Origin of the sequence: Flavobacterium sp. (assembly GCF_043720215.1) — a bacterium.
Taxonomy (GTDB): Bacteria; Bacteroidota; Bacteroidia; order Flavobacteriales; family Flavobacteriaceae; genus Flavobacterium.
Window position 1 is genome coordinate 1 of record NZ_JAYSSZ010000002.1, and the last position, 17928, is coordinate 17928.

At 31.6% G+C, this 17928-nt stretch carries 20 protein-coding genes; 15 read left to right on the plus strand and 5 right to left on the minus strand.

What is annotated here, in order from left to right; all coding sequences use genetic code 11:
• Positions 1 to 100: 4Fe-4S binding protein (locus ACHZC3_RS00090; protein ID WP_394757859.1), on the minus strand; the 100-nt coding region annotated here is incomplete at its 3' end.
• Positions 101 to 200: 100 nt separating this feature from the next.
• Here ACHZC3_RS00090 and ACHZC3_RS00095 point away from each other — a divergent pair.
• The 6 genes from ACHZC3_RS00095 (at position 201) to ACHZC3_RS00120 (ending at position 5007) form a co-directional block, all read left to right on the plus strand.
• Positions 201 to 1259 carry an acyl-CoA reductase gene (locus ACHZC3_RS00095; RefSeq protein WP_394757841.1) on the plus strand — a complete coding sequence of 353 codons (1059 nt, stop codon included), beginning with the start codon at positions 201 to 203 and terminating at the stop codon, positions 1257 to 1259.
• A gap of 142 nt (positions 1260 to 1401) precedes the next feature.
• Positions 1402 to 2472 carry a 3-phosphoserine/phosphohydroxythreonine transaminase gene (gene serC / locus ACHZC3_RS00100; RefSeq protein ID WP_394757861.1) on the plus strand — a complete coding sequence of 357 codons (1071 nt, stop codon included), beginning with the start codon at positions 1402 to 1404 and terminating at the stop codon, positions 2470 to 2472.
• Between the two features lie 60 nt (positions 2473 to 2532).
• Positions 2533 to 3492, plus strand: coding sequence for a D-2-hydroxyacid dehydrogenase (locus ACHZC3_RS00105; RefSeq protein ID WP_394757842.1), 960 nt, complete (start codon positions 2533 to 2535; stop codon positions 3490 to 3492).
• Between the two features lie 47 nt (positions 3493 to 3539).
• Positions 3540 to 4199 carry a DUF937 domain-containing protein gene (locus ACHZC3_RS00110; RefSeq protein WP_394757843.1) on the plus strand — a complete coding sequence of 220 codons (660 nt, stop codon included), beginning with the start codon at positions 3540 to 3542 and terminating at the stop codon, positions 4197 to 4199.
• Positions 4200 to 4245: 46 nt separating this feature from the next.
• A complete protein-coding gene (locus tag ACHZC3_RS00115) occupies positions 4246 to 4671 on the plus strand; it encodes a DUF6146 family protein (protein WP_394757844.1) in 426 nt (141 codons plus the stop codon).
• 30 nt (positions 4672 to 4701) lie between these two features.
• Complete coding sequence (locus ACHZC3_RS00120) at positions 4702 to 5007, plus strand: DUF6787 family protein (protein WP_394757845.1); 306 nt, start codon at positions 4702 to 4704, stop codon at positions 5005 to 5007.
• A gap of 29 nt (positions 5008 to 5036) precedes the next feature.
• Here ACHZC3_RS00120 and ACHZC3_RS00125 read toward each other — a convergent pair whose 3' ends face one another.
• From ACHZC3_RS00125 to msrA, 3 genes are read right to left on the minus strand one after another with little or no spacing between them, the layout of a single operon-like run.
• Positions 5037 to 5348, minus strand: coding sequence for a hypothetical protein (locus tag ACHZC3_RS00125; protein WP_394757846.1), 312 nt, complete (start codon positions 5346 to 5348; stop codon positions 5037 to 5039).
• Positions 5349 to 5399: 51 nt separating this feature from the next.
• On the minus strand, positions 5400 to 6071 hold the full coding sequence (folE, locus tag ACHZC3_RS00130; RefSeq protein ID WP_394757847.1) for a GTP cyclohydrolase I FolE: 672 nt from the start codon (positions 6069 to 6071) through the stop codon (positions 5400 to 5402).
• Positions 6072 to 6073: 2 nt separating this feature from the next.
• Positions 6074 to 6712, minus strand: a complete 639-nt coding sequence (gene msrA, locus ACHZC3_RS00135; RefSeq protein WP_394757848.1) for a peptide-methionine (S)-S-oxide reductase MsrA — start codon at positions 6710 to 6712, stop codon at positions 6074 to 6076.
• A gap of 113 nt (positions 6713 to 6825) precedes the next feature.
• Between msrA and ACHZC3_RS00140 the strand changes: the two genes are divergently transcribed.
• From ACHZC3_RS00140 to ACHZC3_RS00175, 8 genes are all read left to right on the plus strand, one after another.
• Entirely contained in the window at positions 6826 to 7539 is a 714-nt protein-coding gene (locus ACHZC3_RS00140) for an ABC transporter ATP-binding protein (RefSeq protein WP_394757849.1), read from the plus strand.
• 2 nt (positions 7540 to 7541) lie between these two features.
• Positions 7542 to 8306 (plus strand): TIGR02757 family protein, encoded by a 765-nt coding sequence (locus tag ACHZC3_RS00145; RefSeq protein WP_394757850.1) that lies wholly within the window; start codon positions 7542 to 7544, stop codon positions 8304 to 8306.
• Positions 8307 to 8452: 146 nt separating this feature from the next.
• Entirely contained in the window at positions 8453 to 9598 is a 1146-nt protein-coding gene (locus ACHZC3_RS00150) for a HEAT repeat domain-containing protein (protein WP_394757851.1), read from the plus strand.
• Positions 9595 to 11028 (plus strand): glycosyltransferase, encoded by a 1434-nt coding sequence (locus ACHZC3_RS00155; protein ID WP_394757852.1) that lies wholly within the window; start codon positions 9595 to 9597, stop codon positions 11026 to 11028. Before ACHZC3_RS00150 ends, ACHZC3_RS00155 begins: the two co-directional genes overlap by 4 nt.
• The gene (locus ACHZC3_RS00160) at positions 11025 to 12278 is read left to right on the plus strand and encodes a YaiO family outer membrane beta-barrel protein (RefSeq protein ID WP_394757853.1); all 1254 of its coding nucleotides are present in this window, start codon (positions 11025 to 11027) and stop codon (positions 12276 to 12278) included. Before ACHZC3_RS00155 ends, ACHZC3_RS00160 begins: the two co-directional genes overlap by 4 nt.
• Before the next feature lie 19 nt (positions 12279 to 12297).
• The gene (locus tag ACHZC3_RS00165) at positions 12298 to 12657 is read left to right on the plus strand and encodes a response regulator transcription factor (RefSeq protein ID WP_394757854.1); all 360 of its coding nucleotides are present in this window, start codon (positions 12298 to 12300) and stop codon (positions 12655 to 12657) included.
• Positions 12658 to 12929: 272 nt separating this feature from the next.
• The gene (gene mnmE / locus ACHZC3_RS00170) at positions 12930 to 14336 is read left to right on the plus strand and encodes a tRNA uridine-5-carboxymethylaminomethyl(34) synthesis GTPase MnmE (RefSeq protein ID WP_394757855.1); all 1407 of its coding nucleotides are present in this window, start codon (positions 12930 to 12932) and stop codon (positions 14334 to 14336) included.
• 340 nt (positions 14337 to 14676) lie between these two features.
• Entirely contained in the window at positions 14677 to 15777 is a 1101-nt protein-coding gene (locus ACHZC3_RS00175; protein ID WP_394757856.1) for a Fic family protein, read from the plus strand.
• A 151-nt stretch (positions 15778 to 15928) separates the two neighbouring features.
• On the opposite strand, the gene ACHZC3_RS00180 is transcribed toward ACHZC3_RS00175, so the two are convergent.
• Positions 15929 to 16387, minus strand: a complete 459-nt coding sequence (locus ACHZC3_RS00180) for an RNA methyltransferase (protein WP_394757857.1) — start codon at positions 16385 to 16387, stop codon at positions 15929 to 15931.
• A gap of 349 nt (positions 16388 to 16736) precedes the next feature.
• On the opposite strand from ACHZC3_RS00180, the gene ACHZC3_RS00185 reads away from it, so the two are divergent.
• On the plus strand, positions 16737 to 17928 hold a 1192-nt coding region (locus tag ACHZC3_RS00185), incomplete at its 3' end, for a type IIL restriction-modification enzyme MmeI (protein WP_394757858.1).

A 17928-nucleotide genomic window follows, 5' to 3' on the forward strand; every position in this document is an offset into this window, starting at 1 on the left:
TGTATCTCCAATCGTCGGCACCTTCATATATTGCAGTATTCGGACATTCTGGCTCGCAGGCGCCACAATTGATACATTCGTCTGTTATAATTATTGCCATTTTATTTTAGAATTTAGATTTCAGAATTCATATTTTAAAAAATGAAATTCTTATTTTTGTACAAAATTACAATCAAAACCATTCATAAACAAATAAACAAATGTTACAAAGCGATAAAAAAAGATGTTTTATTGAATTAGGAAAATTTTTAAGCCAATTTTCAGCAAATAATTCCATAAAAAATGAAAAAGTTTTGCATAACGATTTGTTTTTTGATGATTTTATTTCGCTTGTAAATCTTTCGCAATCACACAATGGTTGGTATACTGAGGAAAATGTCTATTTTTCTGTCAATTCTTGGGCAGAAGCTTTAACAGAAGAAAATTTAGAAAAATGGTTGTCTAATTATACTTTTTCCGAAATTAAACCAAGAACTATAGGATTAATTCTTGCAGGAAATATACCGTTGGTAGGTTTTCATGATTTTTTATCGGTATTAATTTCTGGTCATAAAGTTTTGATAAAAACTTCATCAAACGACCAACATTTGTTGCCTTTTTTAGCAAAATACTTAATAGCTGTCGAACCAGAATTTAAAAATTATATCACTTTCGTTGAAGGAAAATTAGAAAATTTCGATGCTGTAATTGCCACTGGAAGCGATAATACTGCGAGGTATTTCGAATATTATTTTAAAGACAAACCGTCAATTATTCGTAAAAATAGAAATTCAGTTGCTGTTTTAGATGGTTCGGAATCAAAAGAGCAAATGATTGCTTTAGGTGAAGATATTTTTAGGTATTTTGGACTGGGTTGTCGCAATGTTTCTAAATTATTTATACCTAAAAATTACAATTTCGATTTGTTTTTTAATGGTGTATTCCCTTATCAAGATGTCATAAAATATGAGAAATATGCCAACAATTACGATTACAACAAAGCAGTTTTCTTGATGAGTAATTTTAATTTATTAGACAATGAATTTCTAATTATTAAAGAAGATTCGAGTTACTCCTCGCCTATTTCTTCCGTTTTTTATGAGTTTTATGATGATATAAATGACATTAAAAATCGTTTAGAAACTGATAAAGACAAGATTCAATGCATTGTTTCAAATAATTTAGTCGAGAATAGTATTGCTTTCGGAGCAACTCAAAAACCAAATCTTTGGGATTACGCTGATAATGTAGATACTATTAATTTTTTAATTAAGCTATAATTTAAAATTTATGAGTACATCGAAAATTAGCCAAATAATTGGTGCCGAAAAAGAAAAATCAGAACATATTCATAAACCACATTTTAATTTAGAAGCCCTAGTTAATTCTGGGAAAAACACAACTACTACACAACAAAACACAATGAAAAAACACAATTACAGCGCAGGACCTTGCATACTTCCACAAGAAGTTTTTGAGAAGTCGGCACAAGCGATTTTAGATTTTAACAATTCTGGACTCTCTCTTTTAGAGATTTCTCACAGAAGCAAAGATTTTGTGGCCGTTATGGAAGAAGCTAGATCCTTAGTTTTAGAACTTTTAGGACTAGAAGGCAAAGGTTACCAAGCATTATTTTTAGCTGGTGGCGCGAGTTTAGAATTCCTAATGGTTCCGTACAACTTGATGAAGGAAAGCGGAAAAGCAGCTTATCTTGACACAGGAACTTGGGCAAGTGGCGCAATTAAAGAAGCTAAACATTTTGGAGAAACTCTTGTTGTAGCTTCATCAAAAGAAGAAAACTACAATCATATTCCTAAAAATTATAGTATTCCTGGTAATGCCAATTATTTTCACTGTACGAGCAACAATACCATTTTTGGAACACAAATGAAATCATTTCCAGACACAAATATTCCAGTAGTTTGCGATATGAGTTCCGATATATTTTCGAGAGTTTTAGACTTTTCTAAATTTGATTTAATTTATGCTGGAGCACAAAAAAATATGGGACCAGCAGGAACGACACTTGTCGTTGTTAAAGAAGAAATTTTAGGTAAAACAGGACGTTATATTCCATCAATGCTAGATTATGAGAAACACATTAAGGCAGAAAGTATGTACAATACACCGCCAGTTTTTCCAATATACGCCTCTCTTCTAACCTTACAATGGTTGAAAAAATTAGGTGGAATTCCTGCAATAGAAAAAATAAATAATGCAAAAGCAAACTTATTATATTCTGAAATTGATAGAAACCCTTTGTTTAAAGGTGCTGCAAACGTTGAAGATAGAAGTAATATGAATGCCACGTTCTTATTAAACAACGAGAATCATACAGAATTATTTGACAAAATGTGGAAGGAAGCTGGAATTTCAGGATTACCCGGACATCGTTCTGTTGGTGGATATCGTGCCTCGATGTACAATGCACTTCCACTGGAAAGTGTACAGGTTTTAGTAGATGTAATGAAAGATTTAGAAACAAAAATATAGTGTATTTGTATATTCGGTTAACCGATTAAACAAATAAACGATTAAACAAATAAACATACAATGAAAATATTAGCTAACGACGGAATCTCTAAAAGTGGAATTCTAGCATTAGAAAAAGGGGGTTTTGAAGTAATTACTACAAAAGTTGCACAAGAACAAATTATCAATTTTGTAAATACACACCAAGTTGCGGTTATATTAGTTAGAAGTGCAACCAAAGTTAGAAAAGATATTATCGACGCATGTCCGTCACTAAAAATTATAGGCCGTGGTGGCGTAGGAATGGATAATATTGATGTTGACTATGCCATTTCGAAAGACATTCAAGTTATAAACACACCAGCTTCTTCATCAAATTCGGTAGCTGAATTGGTCTTTGCTCATTTATTTTCAGGAGTCCGTTTTTTATATGACTCAAATAGAAATATGCCGTTGGAAGGTGATACTCGTTTCAATGATTTAAAGAAAGCCTATGCAGACGGAATCGAGCTTCGTGGCAAAACCATTGGTATTATTGGTTTTGGAAGAATAGGGCAATCCGTAGCAAAAATGGCTTTAGGTTTGGGTATGAAAGTAATTGCATCCGATAATTATGTTGGAAAAGCAGAAATTAAAGTCGAATTTTATAATGGTCAATTTATAAATGTTGAAATTGAAACAGAACCTGTAGATGAATTACTAAAACATTCGGATTTTGTAACCCTTCATGTTCCTGCTCAAAAAGATTATATCATAGCAAAAAGAGAATTTGACTTGATGAAAGATGGCGTAGGAATCATAAACTGTTCTCGTGGCGGCATCATAAATGAAGTAGAACTAGTTGCAGCTTTAGATAGTAAAAAAGTGTTGTTTGCTGGGTTAGATGTTTTTGAAAATGAACCAACACCAGCTGTTCAATTGCTGATGCATCCAAACATATCAATGACACCGCATATTGGCGCAGCAACTATCGAAGCACAAGACAGAATTGGTACCGAACTTGCAGAGCAGATAATTGCTTTAGTAAAAGCAGAAATATAAATATATTTTATACATTTACTTATAAATCAATTAAAAACTAAAAAATTATGGCTGGATTAATGGATTTATTAAATAGTGATTTAGGAAAACAAATCATATCCGGTGTTTCTGGACAAGTAGGAACAAGCGAAGGAGAAACTTCATCAGTTTTAGCATCAGTTTTACCTTCATTGGTTGGAGGAATGATGAATAACGCATCTACACCCGAAGGACAAAGTGGTTTACTTGGCGCACTTTTGGGAGGAAAACACGGTGGGTTACTTGATAATTTATCTGGAATGTTTGGTGGTGATGTTGAAGAAGATGGTGGAAAAATCTTAGGTCATGTTTTGGGCGGAAACCAAGAAAATGTTCAAAATGAGGTGAGTCAAAATACAGGAGTTAGCTCTGATAAAATTGCCATGATTATGAAAATTGCTGCTCCTATTCTAATGGCATATCTTGCAAAACAAGCACAAGGAAGTGGTTTAAATAATAATGGAACAACTGCTAACGGTGGCGGTTTATCTGATATTCTTGGCGGATTGTTAGGTGGTGGACAAGCACAACAACAAGCCCCTGCACCTTCGTCTATGAGAGGTTCGATTCTAACGTCTATGTTAGATCAAGATGGAGACGGACAACTAGGATTGGGAGATGCTGTTGCAGCAGCAACCAAAAAAGGTGGTCTAGGCGGATTACTTGGAAATCTTTTCGGAAAAAAATAATAATACTAAATCCCACTTCGGTGGGATTTTTTTATAAAATTAAATCATGAAACATTTTTTAATTTTTGGATTAATTTTAATTTGTCTTGTTAGTTGCAAGACAAAAAATATACTTGCTACAAATACTCCAAATCCTATTCAAGGTGATACCGTTAGGATTGCTAATGATGCTTTAGAATATGAAGTAACAATTATTGATCCTGGATTTTCAACATGGTTATATTCTAGAGCTTTTCCTCGCGGATATCATTCTGAATCCTATTTAGAAGGAAAAAATAAATTTTACGTTTCTGAATGGAATAATCGTGCTGCTCAACCCATGCGTTATGATAGAAGTTTGTATGATATGCAAATAAATTATGACAACAACATTCATTATGGCTACGAAGTAAATTATCTCATATACAATTATATGATTTATTTTCAGAATACTTACAAACAACAGTTATATGGTTTTGTTCCTAGTAGGTAATATTTTATATTTGCTTCAAAATTAAAAACTATGAACAAGTTAAAAGAACGTTGGGGTATTTCTTCAAATTTTCAATTGGTTGTTATATTTATAGTTTTTGCAATAAACGGTTCGCTTTCTGCTAAAATTTCTTCTTTTTTGATGAATCTTATGGGATTAAATAAAGAAAACTTAAATAGTTTTTTATATTATCTAATCCTTATTGTTCTGGTTATGCCGTTATACCCTTTTTTATTAATTGTAATAGGTTTTCTATTTGGACAATTTCAATTCTTCTTTACTTTTAGTAAAAAAATGCTCAAATCTATGGGATTAGGGTTTATTTTTAAAGCATAAAAAAAGCCCGAAATATCGAGCTTTAGTTTTTATTTATTCTTCTTATCCTGAAAATACTCATACAACCAAGTGATTGTAAATGTTGGAATAATATCTGTAAAAGGTATTAATTCTTCTAACGTTCCTATAACTCCCGCAACTTTACCCGTTGTTCCTTTATACATAGCAACTAATAACATTCCTGAAATTGGCGCCCAAATTACATCCAAAGATTCTGCAATTCCAGGAATAATATAGGATAGCATACCAATAAAATCAAAAATTAATCCTAAAATTAATTTTGCAATTGTAGCTTGTGGTTTTACACTTTGTCTAACTTCTACTTGTATTTCTTGTGACATTTTTTATAAATTAAAATTACACATCTAAATACACAAATCTAGTGCCAATTTTTATTTTTCAGAATTTATCATACTAAAAAAATCGTTTCTATATTCCTTTTCATTAAAAACACCTCCATATTGTATGGTAGATGTAAAACTAGATTCGTGTTTTATACCACGGCTAGATACACACAAATGTTTAGCTTCCATAACTACAATTACATTTTCGGTATTTAAAGCAACTTTTAAATCATTAAAAATTTGCATAATCAATCGTTCTTGAACTTGTGGGCGACGAGAAAAATAATCAACAATTCTATTTAACTTAGATAATCCAATTACTTTTCCACTAGAAATATAACCTATATGGGCTTTCCCAAATATGGGCAAGAAATGATGCTCACAAGTAGAATTAAAACTAATATTGGCTTCAACCAACATTTTATCATAATGATATTCATTGTCGAAAGTCGAAACTTTAGGTTTATTTTTAGGGTCTAAACCGCTAAAAATTTCTTTAATAAACATTTTTGCTACACGATGTGGTGTGCCTTGCAGGCTATCATCAGTCATATCGAGTCCTAATTCTTGCATAATATCATAAAAATGCTTCTCAATATTTTGCATTTTCTGATCATCTGTTTTTATAAAAGCGTCGGAACGTATTGGAGATTCAGCAGAAGTCATTTGATGATTATCACCTAAAATCTCAATTATTTCTTTATCCGTTAATGTACTCATATTTAGTTTTTCAATTTATCTTTAAATTCTTTTCTCACTTTATCAATCTTTGGAGTAATGACATAAGCACAATATGATTTGTCCTTATTCTGATTGTAATAATTTTGATGATAATCCTCAGCAACATAAAAAGTAGTCGCATAAGATACTTTTGTAACTACTTTTTTACCAAAAGTATTTTCTGCATTCAGTAAATCGATATACTCTTTTGCTGTTTTTTCTTGTTCATCATTAATACAAAAAACCTCGCTTCTGTATTGCGAACCTACGTCTGCACCTTGCCTGTTTATAGTTGTTGGATCATGAGTTGCAAAAAAAACTTCAAGTAATTCTCCATAAGAAATTTTACTAGGATCAAAAATAATTTTTATTGCTTCAGCATGACCTGTAGTGCCTGAACAAATATCTTCATACGTAGGATTTGTAGTTTTTCCTCCTATATAACCAGGTTTAACAGTTTCTACACCGTCTAGTTCTAAAAACACAGCTTCGGTGCACCAAAAGCAACCTCCAGCAAAAATAGCAATCTCTTTTCCGTTTTCTAAATTCATATTTATTGGTTCAATTTTTTCTAATTCTTTATTTTTTGATTGACATCCTAATGTCAATAAAGATAAAAAAGATACAAGTAGCGTTTTCATAATAAATTTACTTTACATCAAAATTAATTAAATCATTGCTTCTATTTTCTTTCTTAACAAAACTTTATTTGATGTTCAAACAATTTCTTTGTTACTTTGTGAAAAGAGTTACTATGATTCAAGCAACAAATATTCACAAATTTTACGATAATTTACATGTTCTAAAAGGTGTAAACTTACATATACGAAAAGGCGAAATTGTATCTATTGTGGGAGCTTCTGGAGCAGGAAAAACAACATTATTGCAAATATTAGGAACTTTAGACAAGCCCAAACTTTCTACAGGTTCTGAACTAAAAATAAATGGTCAAGAAGTTTTGAAAATGAATGATAAAGATTTATCAAAGTTTAGAAACTTGAATCTTGGTTTTATTTTTCAATTTCATCAACTTTTACCAGAATTTACTGCTTTAGAGAATGTTTGCATTCCAGCATTTATAGCAAATAAATCTAAAATTGATACTGAAATTGAAGCCGAAAAAATATTAACCTATTTAGGTTTAAAAGACAGAATGCATCATAAACCAAGTGAGCTTTCAGGTGGTGAGCAACAACGTGTGGCTGTGGCAAGAGCAATGATAAATAAACCAGCTATTATTTTTGCCGACGAACCTTCTGGAAATCTAGATACGGAAACCGCTTTAAATCTTCATAATTTATTTTTCAAATTGCGAGACGAATTGGGACAAACCTTTGTTATTGTAACCCATAACGAAGAGCTAGCAGATATGGCAGATCGAAAACTAATTATGGTAAATGGTTTGATAAAAAGAGAAGTCAAAAAAGTTACTATAATTACTTTCGAAACTATTAAGGGTTCTATTTAGAAATGAACAAATTAGAACTGAAATCCTTTCTTGACGAAAAAGTCGAATTATACAACAATCCAAAATTTATAGAAAGTGACCCAATTCAAATTCCACACTTGTATTCTCTTAAGGAAGATATAGAAATTGCTGGTTTTTTGAGTGCTACTATTGCTTGGGGAAACCGCAAAATAATTATTTCTAATGCAAAAAAAATGATGAATCTCATGGGGAATTCTCCATACGATTTTGTGATGAGTCATAACGAAAATCAGTTAGAATCTTTAGAACACTTTGTACATAGAACCTTCAACGGACAAGATTTTGTTCAGTTTATAAAAAGTTTGCAACACATTTACAAAAATCATAACGGGCTGGAATCCGTTTTTCAAAAAAATATGGAAACCACATCTATGCAAAAAAGTATTTCCGATTTTAAAAAAATATTCTTTGAAAATGAGCATTTAAATCGAACTCAAAAACATGTTTCAGATCCTATGAATGGTTCGGCAGCAAAGAGAATAAACATGTTTTTACGCTGGATGGTTCGCAACGATGCTAAGGGTGTCGATTTTGGCATCTGGAAAAGTATTCCGACCTCCGTTTTATCTTGTCCTCTCGATGTACATTCAGGAAATGTCGCTAGAAAATTAAAATTACTTACTCGCAAGCAAAATGATGCAAAAGCGTTGTACGAATTAGATTTAAACCTCAGACTATTAGACGCTAACGACCCAGTAAAATATGACCTTGCTTTATTTGGACTAGGTGTTTTTGAGAAATTTTAGCGTAGTATTAAATAAATTAACATTTTTTTTGAAATATTTTTCATGCTAATTTAAAAATTAACATATTTTTTTTTGTAATTTTACTTTGAAGAGAATATCAAAGCGTATCCCAAATCTGCTTTTCTTTATCATAAACAAAAATCTAGATGCAAATAGCACACTTATTTTACTCCTTAAAAGATGTTATAGGGTATGTAGACAGAACGTTTACTGCTCACTTTTTTTATATGTTTCTAAAATACATTGCCATTCCTTTTCTAGTAATTGTTTTACTCTATTTTATTAGTTTACTTATACTTAGTCGGTTTTATTTAGACAAGTTATCTGATAAAAAAAGTGGAATGGAAGAAACAATTAATAATTTTCTAACTGATTTGATTTTTTCTAATTATCCTTTTGAAGAAACAAAAGAAAAGATTGATGAGTTCAAGAACAGTGAAGTCTTTCAACAAAAATGGTGTAAGTATTTGATTTTAAATAAATTAATTCATATAAAACAAAACATCAAAGAAGTAAATCAAAATTTAGTTTTAATTATTTACAAACAATTTGGGCTTAATGAATATAGTCGAAGGTTGATAAATCGTAGCAAATGGTATTATAAATCGTTAGGGTTTTATCATTACCAGAGTTTAGATTATAAAATAAAAAAATCTCAGATTAAACCTTACTTAAATAGTAAAAACAAATACCTAAAATCTAATGCACTTATTGCGCTTATTGCGCTTTCGGATGAAAAATTTGACATCTTAAATAACTACACTAAAAAAATTCCTAGTGCAGATGAGATGAAAATTTTAGATTTAATTTATCAAAAAAAATCAGTAATTCCAGAGACTATAAACAATTGGTTGGATAGTAGTAATAGTTCTATAGTTGTATTAGCAATTAAAGTAATTGTTAGATATCGAGAACCTCTTTCTACATCAAAAATAAGTTATTTATTATTGCATCCCGATAAAATCGTAAGAAAAGAAACTATATTGGCCATTAGAGAATTACTAATCGTTGATGCCAATGATATTTTGATAACCCATTATAAAAAAGAACCCGATTTTAGAAATAAAATATCAATACTAAAAACACTAGGCGTTATTGGGGATACTAAAGCTAAAGATTTTGCAATTAAACTATTATCTGAAGAAAAAAATATTGATTTAAAGTTTCACATTGTAAGTTGCATAAATAAAATTGATACTACGTACTTTAATTATTTCAACTCTCAAGATGAAATAGAAAATGATATGATTGGTAAAATGGTATTACACGTAAATAATCCCTATTTAAATTGAATACTTTAGAAAACATAATCAGAAAGTTTGAAATTTTTTCAGCCTTTTATTCCGTAAGCTATATAACCATCTATCTCATATTGGGTATATTGTCCTATTTAGCTATAAAAAGCTATTACAACTCAAAATACTATTTACATAAAGATGTTCTTATAAAATCTAATCATACTTTAGGTGTTTCTATCATTGCACCAGCATACAATGAAGCATGTAATATCGTATATAATGTAAAATCATTATTGCTACAAGATTATCCAAAATTTGAAATCATTATCATTAATGACGGAAGTACAGATAATACACTTCAAAAACTAATAGATGAATTTAATTTAATAAAAGTTGATTTTTTCTATCAAGAAAAAATAAAAACAAGACCCGTAAAAGCACATTATAAATCTACCAATCCTATTTATGCAAAACTTCTTATCATAGATAAAGAAAATGGAAAAAGTAAGGCCGATGCATCTAATGCAGGAATAAATTCTGCCAGATATTCTTTGTTTATATGTACAGATGTAGATTGTATTTTAAGAAAAGACACTGTTGCAATGCTTGCAAAACCATTTGTAGAAAACACTAGAAAAGTAATTGCAACTGGAGCAGCGATAAGAATCTCAAACTCTTGTGAGTTTAAAGACGGAATGCTTTATAAATCGCATTATCCAGACAACTTTTTTGCTCGTTTTCAAGAGTTAGAATACATTCGTTCCTTCCTTTTTGGACGAATGGCATGGAGCAGAACAAATTGTTTATTACTTGTTTCTGGAGGTTTAGGAATGTTCGACAAAGCAACAGTAATTGAAGCTGGTGGTTATTGGCACAAATCTTTGGGTGAAGATATGGAGCTTATTACCAGAATGAGAAGATTAATGCACGAAAAAAAGGAAGATTTCTTAATAAAATACATACCCGAATCTCTTTGCTGGACAGAAGTTCCTTCAGACAGTACTATTTTCTTACGACAAAGAGTTCGCTGGGCAAGAGGACTAATTCAAACACTTTATTTACATCGAAAAATGTTTCTGAATCCTAAATATGGAAGAACAGGTTTGGTTACGATTCCTCACTATTTTGTTTTCGAATTTTTTGTTCCAATATTAGAACTTTTAGGACTTATCGTGTTAACTCTAGACATAATTTTCTTTAGTGTAAATTATGAATTCTTACTCATAGTTTCACTATTTGTATACTTTTTTTATACAACACTAACCCTAATTTCTATATATTTAGATCAGTTAATACATAAACAATATTCAAGCATAAAAGAGATTAGAAACTTAATATTTATGGTGTTTTTAGAACCTTTCTTATATCATCCCATAAATGTTTTTGCCTCACTAAAAGGATATTGGTATTTTCTTACTAACAAAGAAAAAACCTGGGGAACCATGACAAGACAAGGATTTACTAATCCAAAAGACGAAATATGAAGCTAAAAACAAAAATAGTTGTACTACTTAGTTTATTTATAAACCTGTGTATTTTTGCTCAAAGAATAGACACCGATAGTTTATTAGTAAAAACACATTATGAAATAAATACTACAAGAGATTACCCCAAAGCAATAAAACTAGCTCAATTAGGAATAAAAAAAGCGCCTAATTATTTAGATTTTCATTTGGCTTTAGGACGCACCTATATGTTGACTAAGCAAGTAGATAGTTCTCGATATTATCTTAGTCATGTTATTACTAAAAATCCAAAATATAAAGAAGCTTTCATTTATTTAACAAAGCTCGAAATTGATCAAAACAACCCTGTTGATGCAACAATTACAGTCGATAATGCTATAAAATTATACCCCGAAGATAAAGATTTTGAATTATTAAAACTTCAAGTAATCTATTCTGAAAACGACGACGAAAAAGCGATACACTATCTAGAGCTACTCGTAGCAAAATATCCAGACGACAAAAAACTAAAACAACAGTTAGTAGAACTCAAAACAAAAACCAGTTCAGATCGTGTAGGAGTTAGTTATAACTATACAACTTTTAGTCGGTATGGTTATGGTCCTTGGCATCTAGTGAGTTTACAATATGCCCGAGAAAGAAATAAATTATCACTAATAGGTCGAGTAAATTTTGTAGATAGACGCTCTTTTGGAAGTAGTATAAACTCTGGTTTGCAATATGAACTTGAAGCGTATCACAAAATAAATAGAAAATCCTATTCGTATGCAGATTTTGCTGTTAGTGAGGGACAAGTTTTTCCAAAATTGAGATTGGCCTACTCCTATTTTCGCAATTTAGGCAACAGTTGGGAAGGCGATGCAGGTATACGATACACAAAAACTGATGATAGTGATATATATGCAGCTGTTCTTGGTGTAGGAAAATATGTTGGCCCGTATTGGCTTAATTTAAGAACTTTTTTAAGTTTTAATGACAGTAAATCTTATCCATCATTAACAGCAACAGCAAGATATTATTTGGATACAAAATACGATTACGTAACCGCATCTCTTGGATATGGGACTTCTCCCGAAGATAGAAATACCCTTCTTGTTTTTCAAGACAGGTTAACCTTTCATTCTTACCGAATTGGGGCAGGATATCACAAATTATTTGGCGAACATTATGTTACTGGATTTCATGCCACATTTAATAGACAAGAATATAAATTAGATACTTTCCAGAATGAATATAATTTATTCGTATCATTACAATATAAATTCTAAAAACTAAAGCCAAAAGAAAATGAAGAAAATATTAGTTATAGAAGACGATAAAATCATCAATAATATTATAGAATTCCTTTTAAAAAAGGAAGGCTATTTAATTGAAGTGGCTAAAGACGGAAATGAAGGATTCGAAAAAATAAATGCAAACCAACCAGATCTAATCATTACAGATATTATGCTACCGTATAAATCTGGTCTTGAAGTAACTTCTTATGTAAAAGAACATTATCCTAAAATTCCCATCATTATAGTTTCTGCACTCGGCAAAGAAGATTTAACCATTATTGAAGCCTTCAAATTAGGAGCCGATGATCTAGTCGCCAAACCATTTAACCCAATCGAATTAATTCTTAGAGTAAAACGTTTGTTGTTGTAAATAGGCGCTAAGGTTCTGAGGTGCAAAGTTGCAAAGGTTTTTTGAGTATCGTTATACACCATTTTGTCATGCTGAGGCACGAAGAATCTCCGTATAATTAGCAAATTTACTTGATGAGATGCTTCCTTCGTCAGCATGACAACTTTACGGGAGTATACTGTATTTTTTATTCCAGTTAATTGAAGTAGTAAATGGTATATCTAACAAAATGATACTCTTTTATTTTTATTACCTTTGCACCTTTGTACCTTTGTATCTCTGAACCTAAACAAATGATTTACCACGACACCATAGTTGCTCTTGCCACGCCATCTGGCGCTGGAGCCATTGCAGTAATTAGACTTTCTGGTCCAGAAGCTATTACAATCGCTTCGGAAGTATTTCAATCGGTTTCAGGGAAAGATATTGCAAAACAAAAATCACACACGTTACATCTAGGTCATATTGTCGATGGTACTAAAGTCTTAGATCAAGTCTTGTTGTCTATTTTTAAAGGGGCAAATTCGTATACAGGCGAAAGCACGATTGAGATTTCGTGTCACGGTTCTACTTATATTCAGCAACAAATCATACAATTAGTACTCCGTAAAGGCTGTCGCATGGCACAAGCAGGAGAATTTACCTTGCGTTCGTTCCTAAACGGAAAAATGGACTTATCGCAAGCCGAAGCCGTTGCCGATTTAATCTCATCCGATAACGAAGCAGCACATCAGATTGCGATGCAACAAATGCGTGGTGGTTTCAGCAACGAAATCGCTAAACTTCGAGAAGAACTACTCAACTTTGCATCACTTATAGAACTCGAATTGGATTTTGCCGAAGAAGATGTCGAATTTGCCGACAGAACTCAATTTAACGAGTTACTGAATCGAATAGAATTTGTACTCAAACGACTAATCGATTCGTTTGCTGTAGGAAACGTAATCAAAAACGGAATTCCTGTCGCGATTGTGGGTGAACCTAATGTTGGGAAATCGACTTTATTAAATGCTTTGCTTAATGAAGAACGCGCCATTGTATCGGAAATTGCAGGAACTACAAGAGATACGATTGAAGACGAATTAGTCATTGGCGGAATCGGTTTCCGTTTTATAGATACTGCCGGAATCCGAGAAACAAAAGATATTATTGAAAGCATCGGAATTAAGAAAACGTTCGAAAAAATAGAACAAGCGCAGGTTGTTTTATTTTTAATTGATAGTTTACAATTGATAATTGACAATGAGAATAAGTTAAAAATAGAAATTGAGAAAATAAAAAATCAGTTCCCGCTGAAACCATTAGTTGTGGTTATTAATAAAATTGACTCTCTAAACAAGGAACAAAAAGAATTACTTGCTACGAAATTATCAATTATCAATTATCCATTATTAATTAAAATTTCTGCCAAAGAAAACATTGGTGTCGATGAACTTAAAAATCAATTACTATCCTTTGTAAATACTGGAGCTTTACGCAATAACGAAACTATTGTGACTAATACCAGACATTACGATTCACTTCTCAAAGCACTCGAAGAAATTCAGAAAGTAAAATTCGGCTTGCAAACTCATTTGCCGTCAGACTTAATGGCGATAGATATTAAACAAGCTTTATACTATTTTGGAGAAATTACTGGGCAAGTCACTAACGATGAGCTTTTAGGAAATATTTTTGCCAATTTTTGCATCGGAAAATAAAACTGTTTTTACGGATACAAAGTTGCTGATTTACCACTAATTATTGATTATTCTAAAATAGAACAAATCGAGTCAAAAGTCATCGAAATTTTAACTCTAAAACCTAGAACCTTAATTTTATAATCACTTTTCAGTAGAGCAGATACGGGACAGTTAAAAGATGATTCTTCATTAACAATGCCAACAAGTATTTTTAAAAATTTTGCAGGAAACAGATAAATAGCTACATTATTTATATATCCTAGTTACATAGAATCTAAAAATGCGGTGAATAATCAACTTATTCACCGCATTTTTTACAGAGAATAATTCGTATATTTACCGCATAACAAAAAAAACAATGGCAATCTACATTCATCAGCTCAAAAATTGGCCTCAATTTTATTGGAATGAGCAAGAATTTATCACGTTATTAAGTGAAGTATGCCACTTGCAAGGCAAACTTATGGGCAAAGCGGAATTATTAGGTTTCGAATTAAAAGACGAAGCCAATTTAGAAACCTTGATTCAAGATGTACTGCAAACTTCTGAAATAGAAGGAGAAATATTAAATCCTGAACTCGTTCGTTCCTCAATTGCAACAAGACTTGGGTTAGAGTATTCTGGTTTAGAACAATCCGACAGACACGTAGATGGAATTGTAGAATTAATGATAGATGCCACTCAAAACGATAACAAAATATTGACCGAGGAACGTTTGTTTAGTTGGCATGCAGCATTATTCCCAACAGGAAGAAGTGGTATGCATAAAATTGAAGTCGCCAATTGGCGTTCTGGTGCTATGCAAGTAGTTTCAGGGGGAATGGGTCGGGAAATAGTACATTATGAAGCTCCAAAAGCAGCGCAATTAACATCAGAAATGAAACAATTCATTTACTGGTATAATAGCGAACAAAATATAGAATCATTACTAAAAGCCGCCGTAGCGCACCTGTGGTTTATAACCATACATCCATTTGACGATGGAAATGGGCGAATTGCCCGAGCAATAACAGATATGCAACTTTCAAAATCCGATGGTATAAATCAAAGATTTTACAGCATGTCTACTGAAATAAACAAACAGAAAAAAAGTTATTATACGATTCTAGAACAAACTCAAAAGGGTGAACTAGACATCACCGAATGGATTATTTGGTTTTTAGAATGCTTAAAAAACAGTATTCTTCATTCAAGTATAATTGTTGACAAAGTAGTTAAAAAGCATCATTTTTGGGTCAAAAACGCAAGCTTAATAAGTAATGAACGCCAACAAAAAATACTCAATAAATTGATGGATAATTTTGATGGCAATTTAAATACTAGCAAATGGGCTAAGATGACCAAAACATCACCAGATACCGCCCTTAGAGATATAACTGATTTAGTAAATAAAGGTATCTTGGTTAAAGCCAATTCAGGAGGAAGAAGTACACATTATATTTTAAAAGACAGCTTTTAGAATAAAAAAATGCGGTGAATAATCAATTTATTCACCGCATTAATTAGTATTGAAACATTTGTGTTTTGTTTTCCAACAAATTCGAATACTTTACTTTACTATCCTGTCACATAACAAAAAAAAAAAATGAAGGGGAAATAAAACTGTTTTTTTAAGAACGTGGTTTAGACAAACCTCTGTCGTACATAATAATACTTCCAGCCACGGCTACGTTTAAACTCAATTCTGATTTAAATTTTACTACATGATGGCATTTATCCATTGCTTTTTTAGACAAGCCATGGTCTTCGGCACCCAATAAATACACACAACGTCTTGGATGTTCGAAGGTTTCTAAATCAGACGCATTTTCATCTAATTCGACACCCACCAATCGGGCTCCTTTGGGTAAGTTGTCAAAAAAAGCTTCAAAAGTATCGTAATGAAAATACGGAATTGCTTTTACCGCATCATGCGTATCACAGGCTTGTTTGGCATATCGATTACCGATAGTGAATATAAAAGTAGCACCTAAATTTTGAGCCGATCGCCACAAAACACCCAAATTTTCGGGCGTTTTACCGTTTTGTATCCCAATCCCAAAGTATTCGTTTATAAAGTTATCATTCATAAAGACAAAAGTACAAACTGTACGTACATAAGTCAATTTTTTATTGAGCCGAAAGGAAGATCCAGTATTGGTCTATTTTTTTGTGATTCCTAATAAAGAAACCCCAAAATCATGAAAATTATAAAATCTGGCACAGGGCTATTAGAACGGAATAAATTAAAAAATAACCTAAAAAAAAGGTTGCAAAATTTTTAAAATAATTTTTTTGCAACACTTGTCATTGCGAGTTCTGATAACTAACTATCGGAACGATAACTATTATAAGTACGAAGCAATCTAACTGAATATAGTGATTGTGTAGGAGTTTTTTTTTCACTACGTTTGAGAATTATACTACAAAACATAAATAATGGCATTAAGCTGGAACGAAATTAAAGATAGAGCAGTTAAATTTTCTAAAGAATGGAAAGATACAACAAACGAAGAAGCTGACGCTAAACCTTTTCTTGATGCTTTTTTTGATGTTTTTGGAATTTCTCGTAAAAAAATTGGAACCTTTGAACATAGAGTAAAAAAGCTATCTGATGCAGATGGTTATATCGATTTACTTTGGAAAGGAACTATTTTAGTTGAAATGAAGAGTCGAGGTAAAAATCTTGATAAAGCTTTTCAACAAGCTATCGACTATACCCATGGTTTAAAACAAAACGAACTACCTAAATATGTTTTGGTTTGCGACTTTCATATTTTTAGACTTTATGATACAGAGGAACAAACTACATTACAATTTACTTTAGACGAATTAGTTTTAAATGTTCAAAGTTTTGGTTCTATTTTAGGTTATCAAAAGAAAACTTATAAAGAGCAAGACCCAGCCAACATAAAAGCTGCTGAATTGATGGGTAAACTTCACGACCGATTAGAAGAAATTGGATATGAAGGACATCCTCTAGAAGTTTATTTAGTTAGAATATTATTTTGCTTGTTTGCTGAAGACACTACCATTTTTGATAAACAACAGTTACAAGATTATATAGAAAATAGAACTGCCGAAGATGGAAGCGATTTAGCTTCTAAACTGCAAGAATTATTTCAGGTTTTAAATACAGCCAAAGACAAACGCTTTAAAAATCTTGACGAGCAATTGAACGACTTTCCGTATGTAAATGGAAAGTTATTTGAGGAAATTTTACCAATGGCAAGTTTTGACACCAAAATGCGCCAAGCCCTGTTAGAATGTTGTTACATCGATTGGAGTAAAATATCTCCTGCTATTTTTGGTTCAATGTTTCAAAGTGTTATGAATCCTAAAGAAAGACGAAATTTAGGAGCACATTATACTAGTGAAAGCAACATCTTAAAATTAATTAAACCTTTATTTTTAGATGAACTTTGGGCAGAATTTGAAACTGTAAAAGGAAACAAAAACAAGCTTCCGGAATTCCATAAAAAAATTAGTCAATTAAAATTCTTAGACCCTGCTTGTGGTTGTGGTAACTTCTTGGTTATTACCTATAGAGAATTACGTTTATTAGAATTAGAAGTTTTACGTGCCACATACAAATCTGGACAAGGGGTTTTAGATATTCGTGAGATTATTT

Bases quoted from the DNA above. Each gene is read 5' to 3' on its own strand.
- ACHZC3_RS00150 (WP_394757851.1), top strand. From the start codon at position 8,453: ATGCAAATAGCACACTTATTTTACTCCTTAAAAGATGTTATAGGGTAT.
- ACHZC3_RS00110 (WP_394757843.1), top strand. From the start codon at position 3,540: ATGGCTGGATTAATGGATTTATTAAATAGTGATTTAGGAAAACAAATC.
- ACHZC3_RS00140 (WP_394757849.1), top strand. From the start codon at position 6,826: ATGATTCAAGCAACAAATATTCACAAATTTTACGATAATTTACATGTT.
- msrA (WP_394757848.1), bottom strand. From the start codon at position 6,712: ATGAAAACGCTACTTGTATCTTTTTTATCTTTATTGACATTAGGATGT.
- ACHZC3_RS00095 (WP_394757841.1), top strand. From the start codon at position 201: ATGTTACAAAGCGATAAAAAAAGATGTTTTATTGAATTAGGAAAATTT.
- folE (WP_394757847.1), bottom strand. From the start codon at position 6,071: ATGAGTACATTAACGGATAAAGAAATAATTGAGATTTTAGGTGATAAT.
- ACHZC3_RS00115 (WP_394757844.1), top strand. From the start codon at position 4,246: ATGAAACATTTTTTAATTTTTGGATTAATTTTAATTTGTCTTGTTAGT.
- ACHZC3_RS00105 (WP_394757842.1), top strand. From the start codon at position 2,533: ATGAAAATATTAGCTAACGACGGAATCTCTAAAAGTGGAATTCTAGCA.
- serC (WP_394757861.1), top strand. From the start codon at position 1,402: ATGAAAAAACACAATTACAGCGCAGGACCTTGCATACTTCCACAAGAA.
- ACHZC3_RS00120 (WP_394757845.1), top strand. From the start codon at position 4,702: ATGAACAAGTTAAAAGAACGTTGGGGTATTTCTTCAAATTTTCAATTG.
- ACHZC3_RS00125 (WP_394757846.1), bottom strand. From the start codon at position 5,348: ATGTCACAAGAAATACAAGTAGAAGTTAGACAAAGTGTAAAACCACAA.
- ACHZC3_RS00160 (WP_394757853.1), top strand. From the start codon at position 11,025: ATGAAGCTAAAAACAAAAATAGTTGTACTACTTAGTTTATTTATAAAC.
- ACHZC3_RS00145 (WP_394757850.1), top strand. From the start codon at position 7,542: ATGAACAAATTAGAACTGAAATCCTTTCTTGACGAAAAAGTCGAATTA.
- mnmE (WP_394757855.1), top strand. From the start codon at position 12,930: ATGATTTACCACGACACCATAGTTGCTCTTGCCACGCCATCTGGCGCT.
- ACHZC3_RS00175 (WP_394757856.1), top strand. From the start codon at position 14,677: ATGGCAATCTACATTCATCAGCTCAAAAATTGGCCTCAATTTTATTGG.
- ACHZC3_RS00165 (WP_394757854.1), top strand. From the start codon at position 12,298: ATGAAGAAAATATTAGTTATAGAAGACGATAAAATCATCAATAATATT.
- ACHZC3_RS00180 (WP_394757857.1), bottom strand. From the start codon at position 16,387: ATGAATGATAACTTTATAAACGAATACTTTGGGATTGGGATACAAAAC.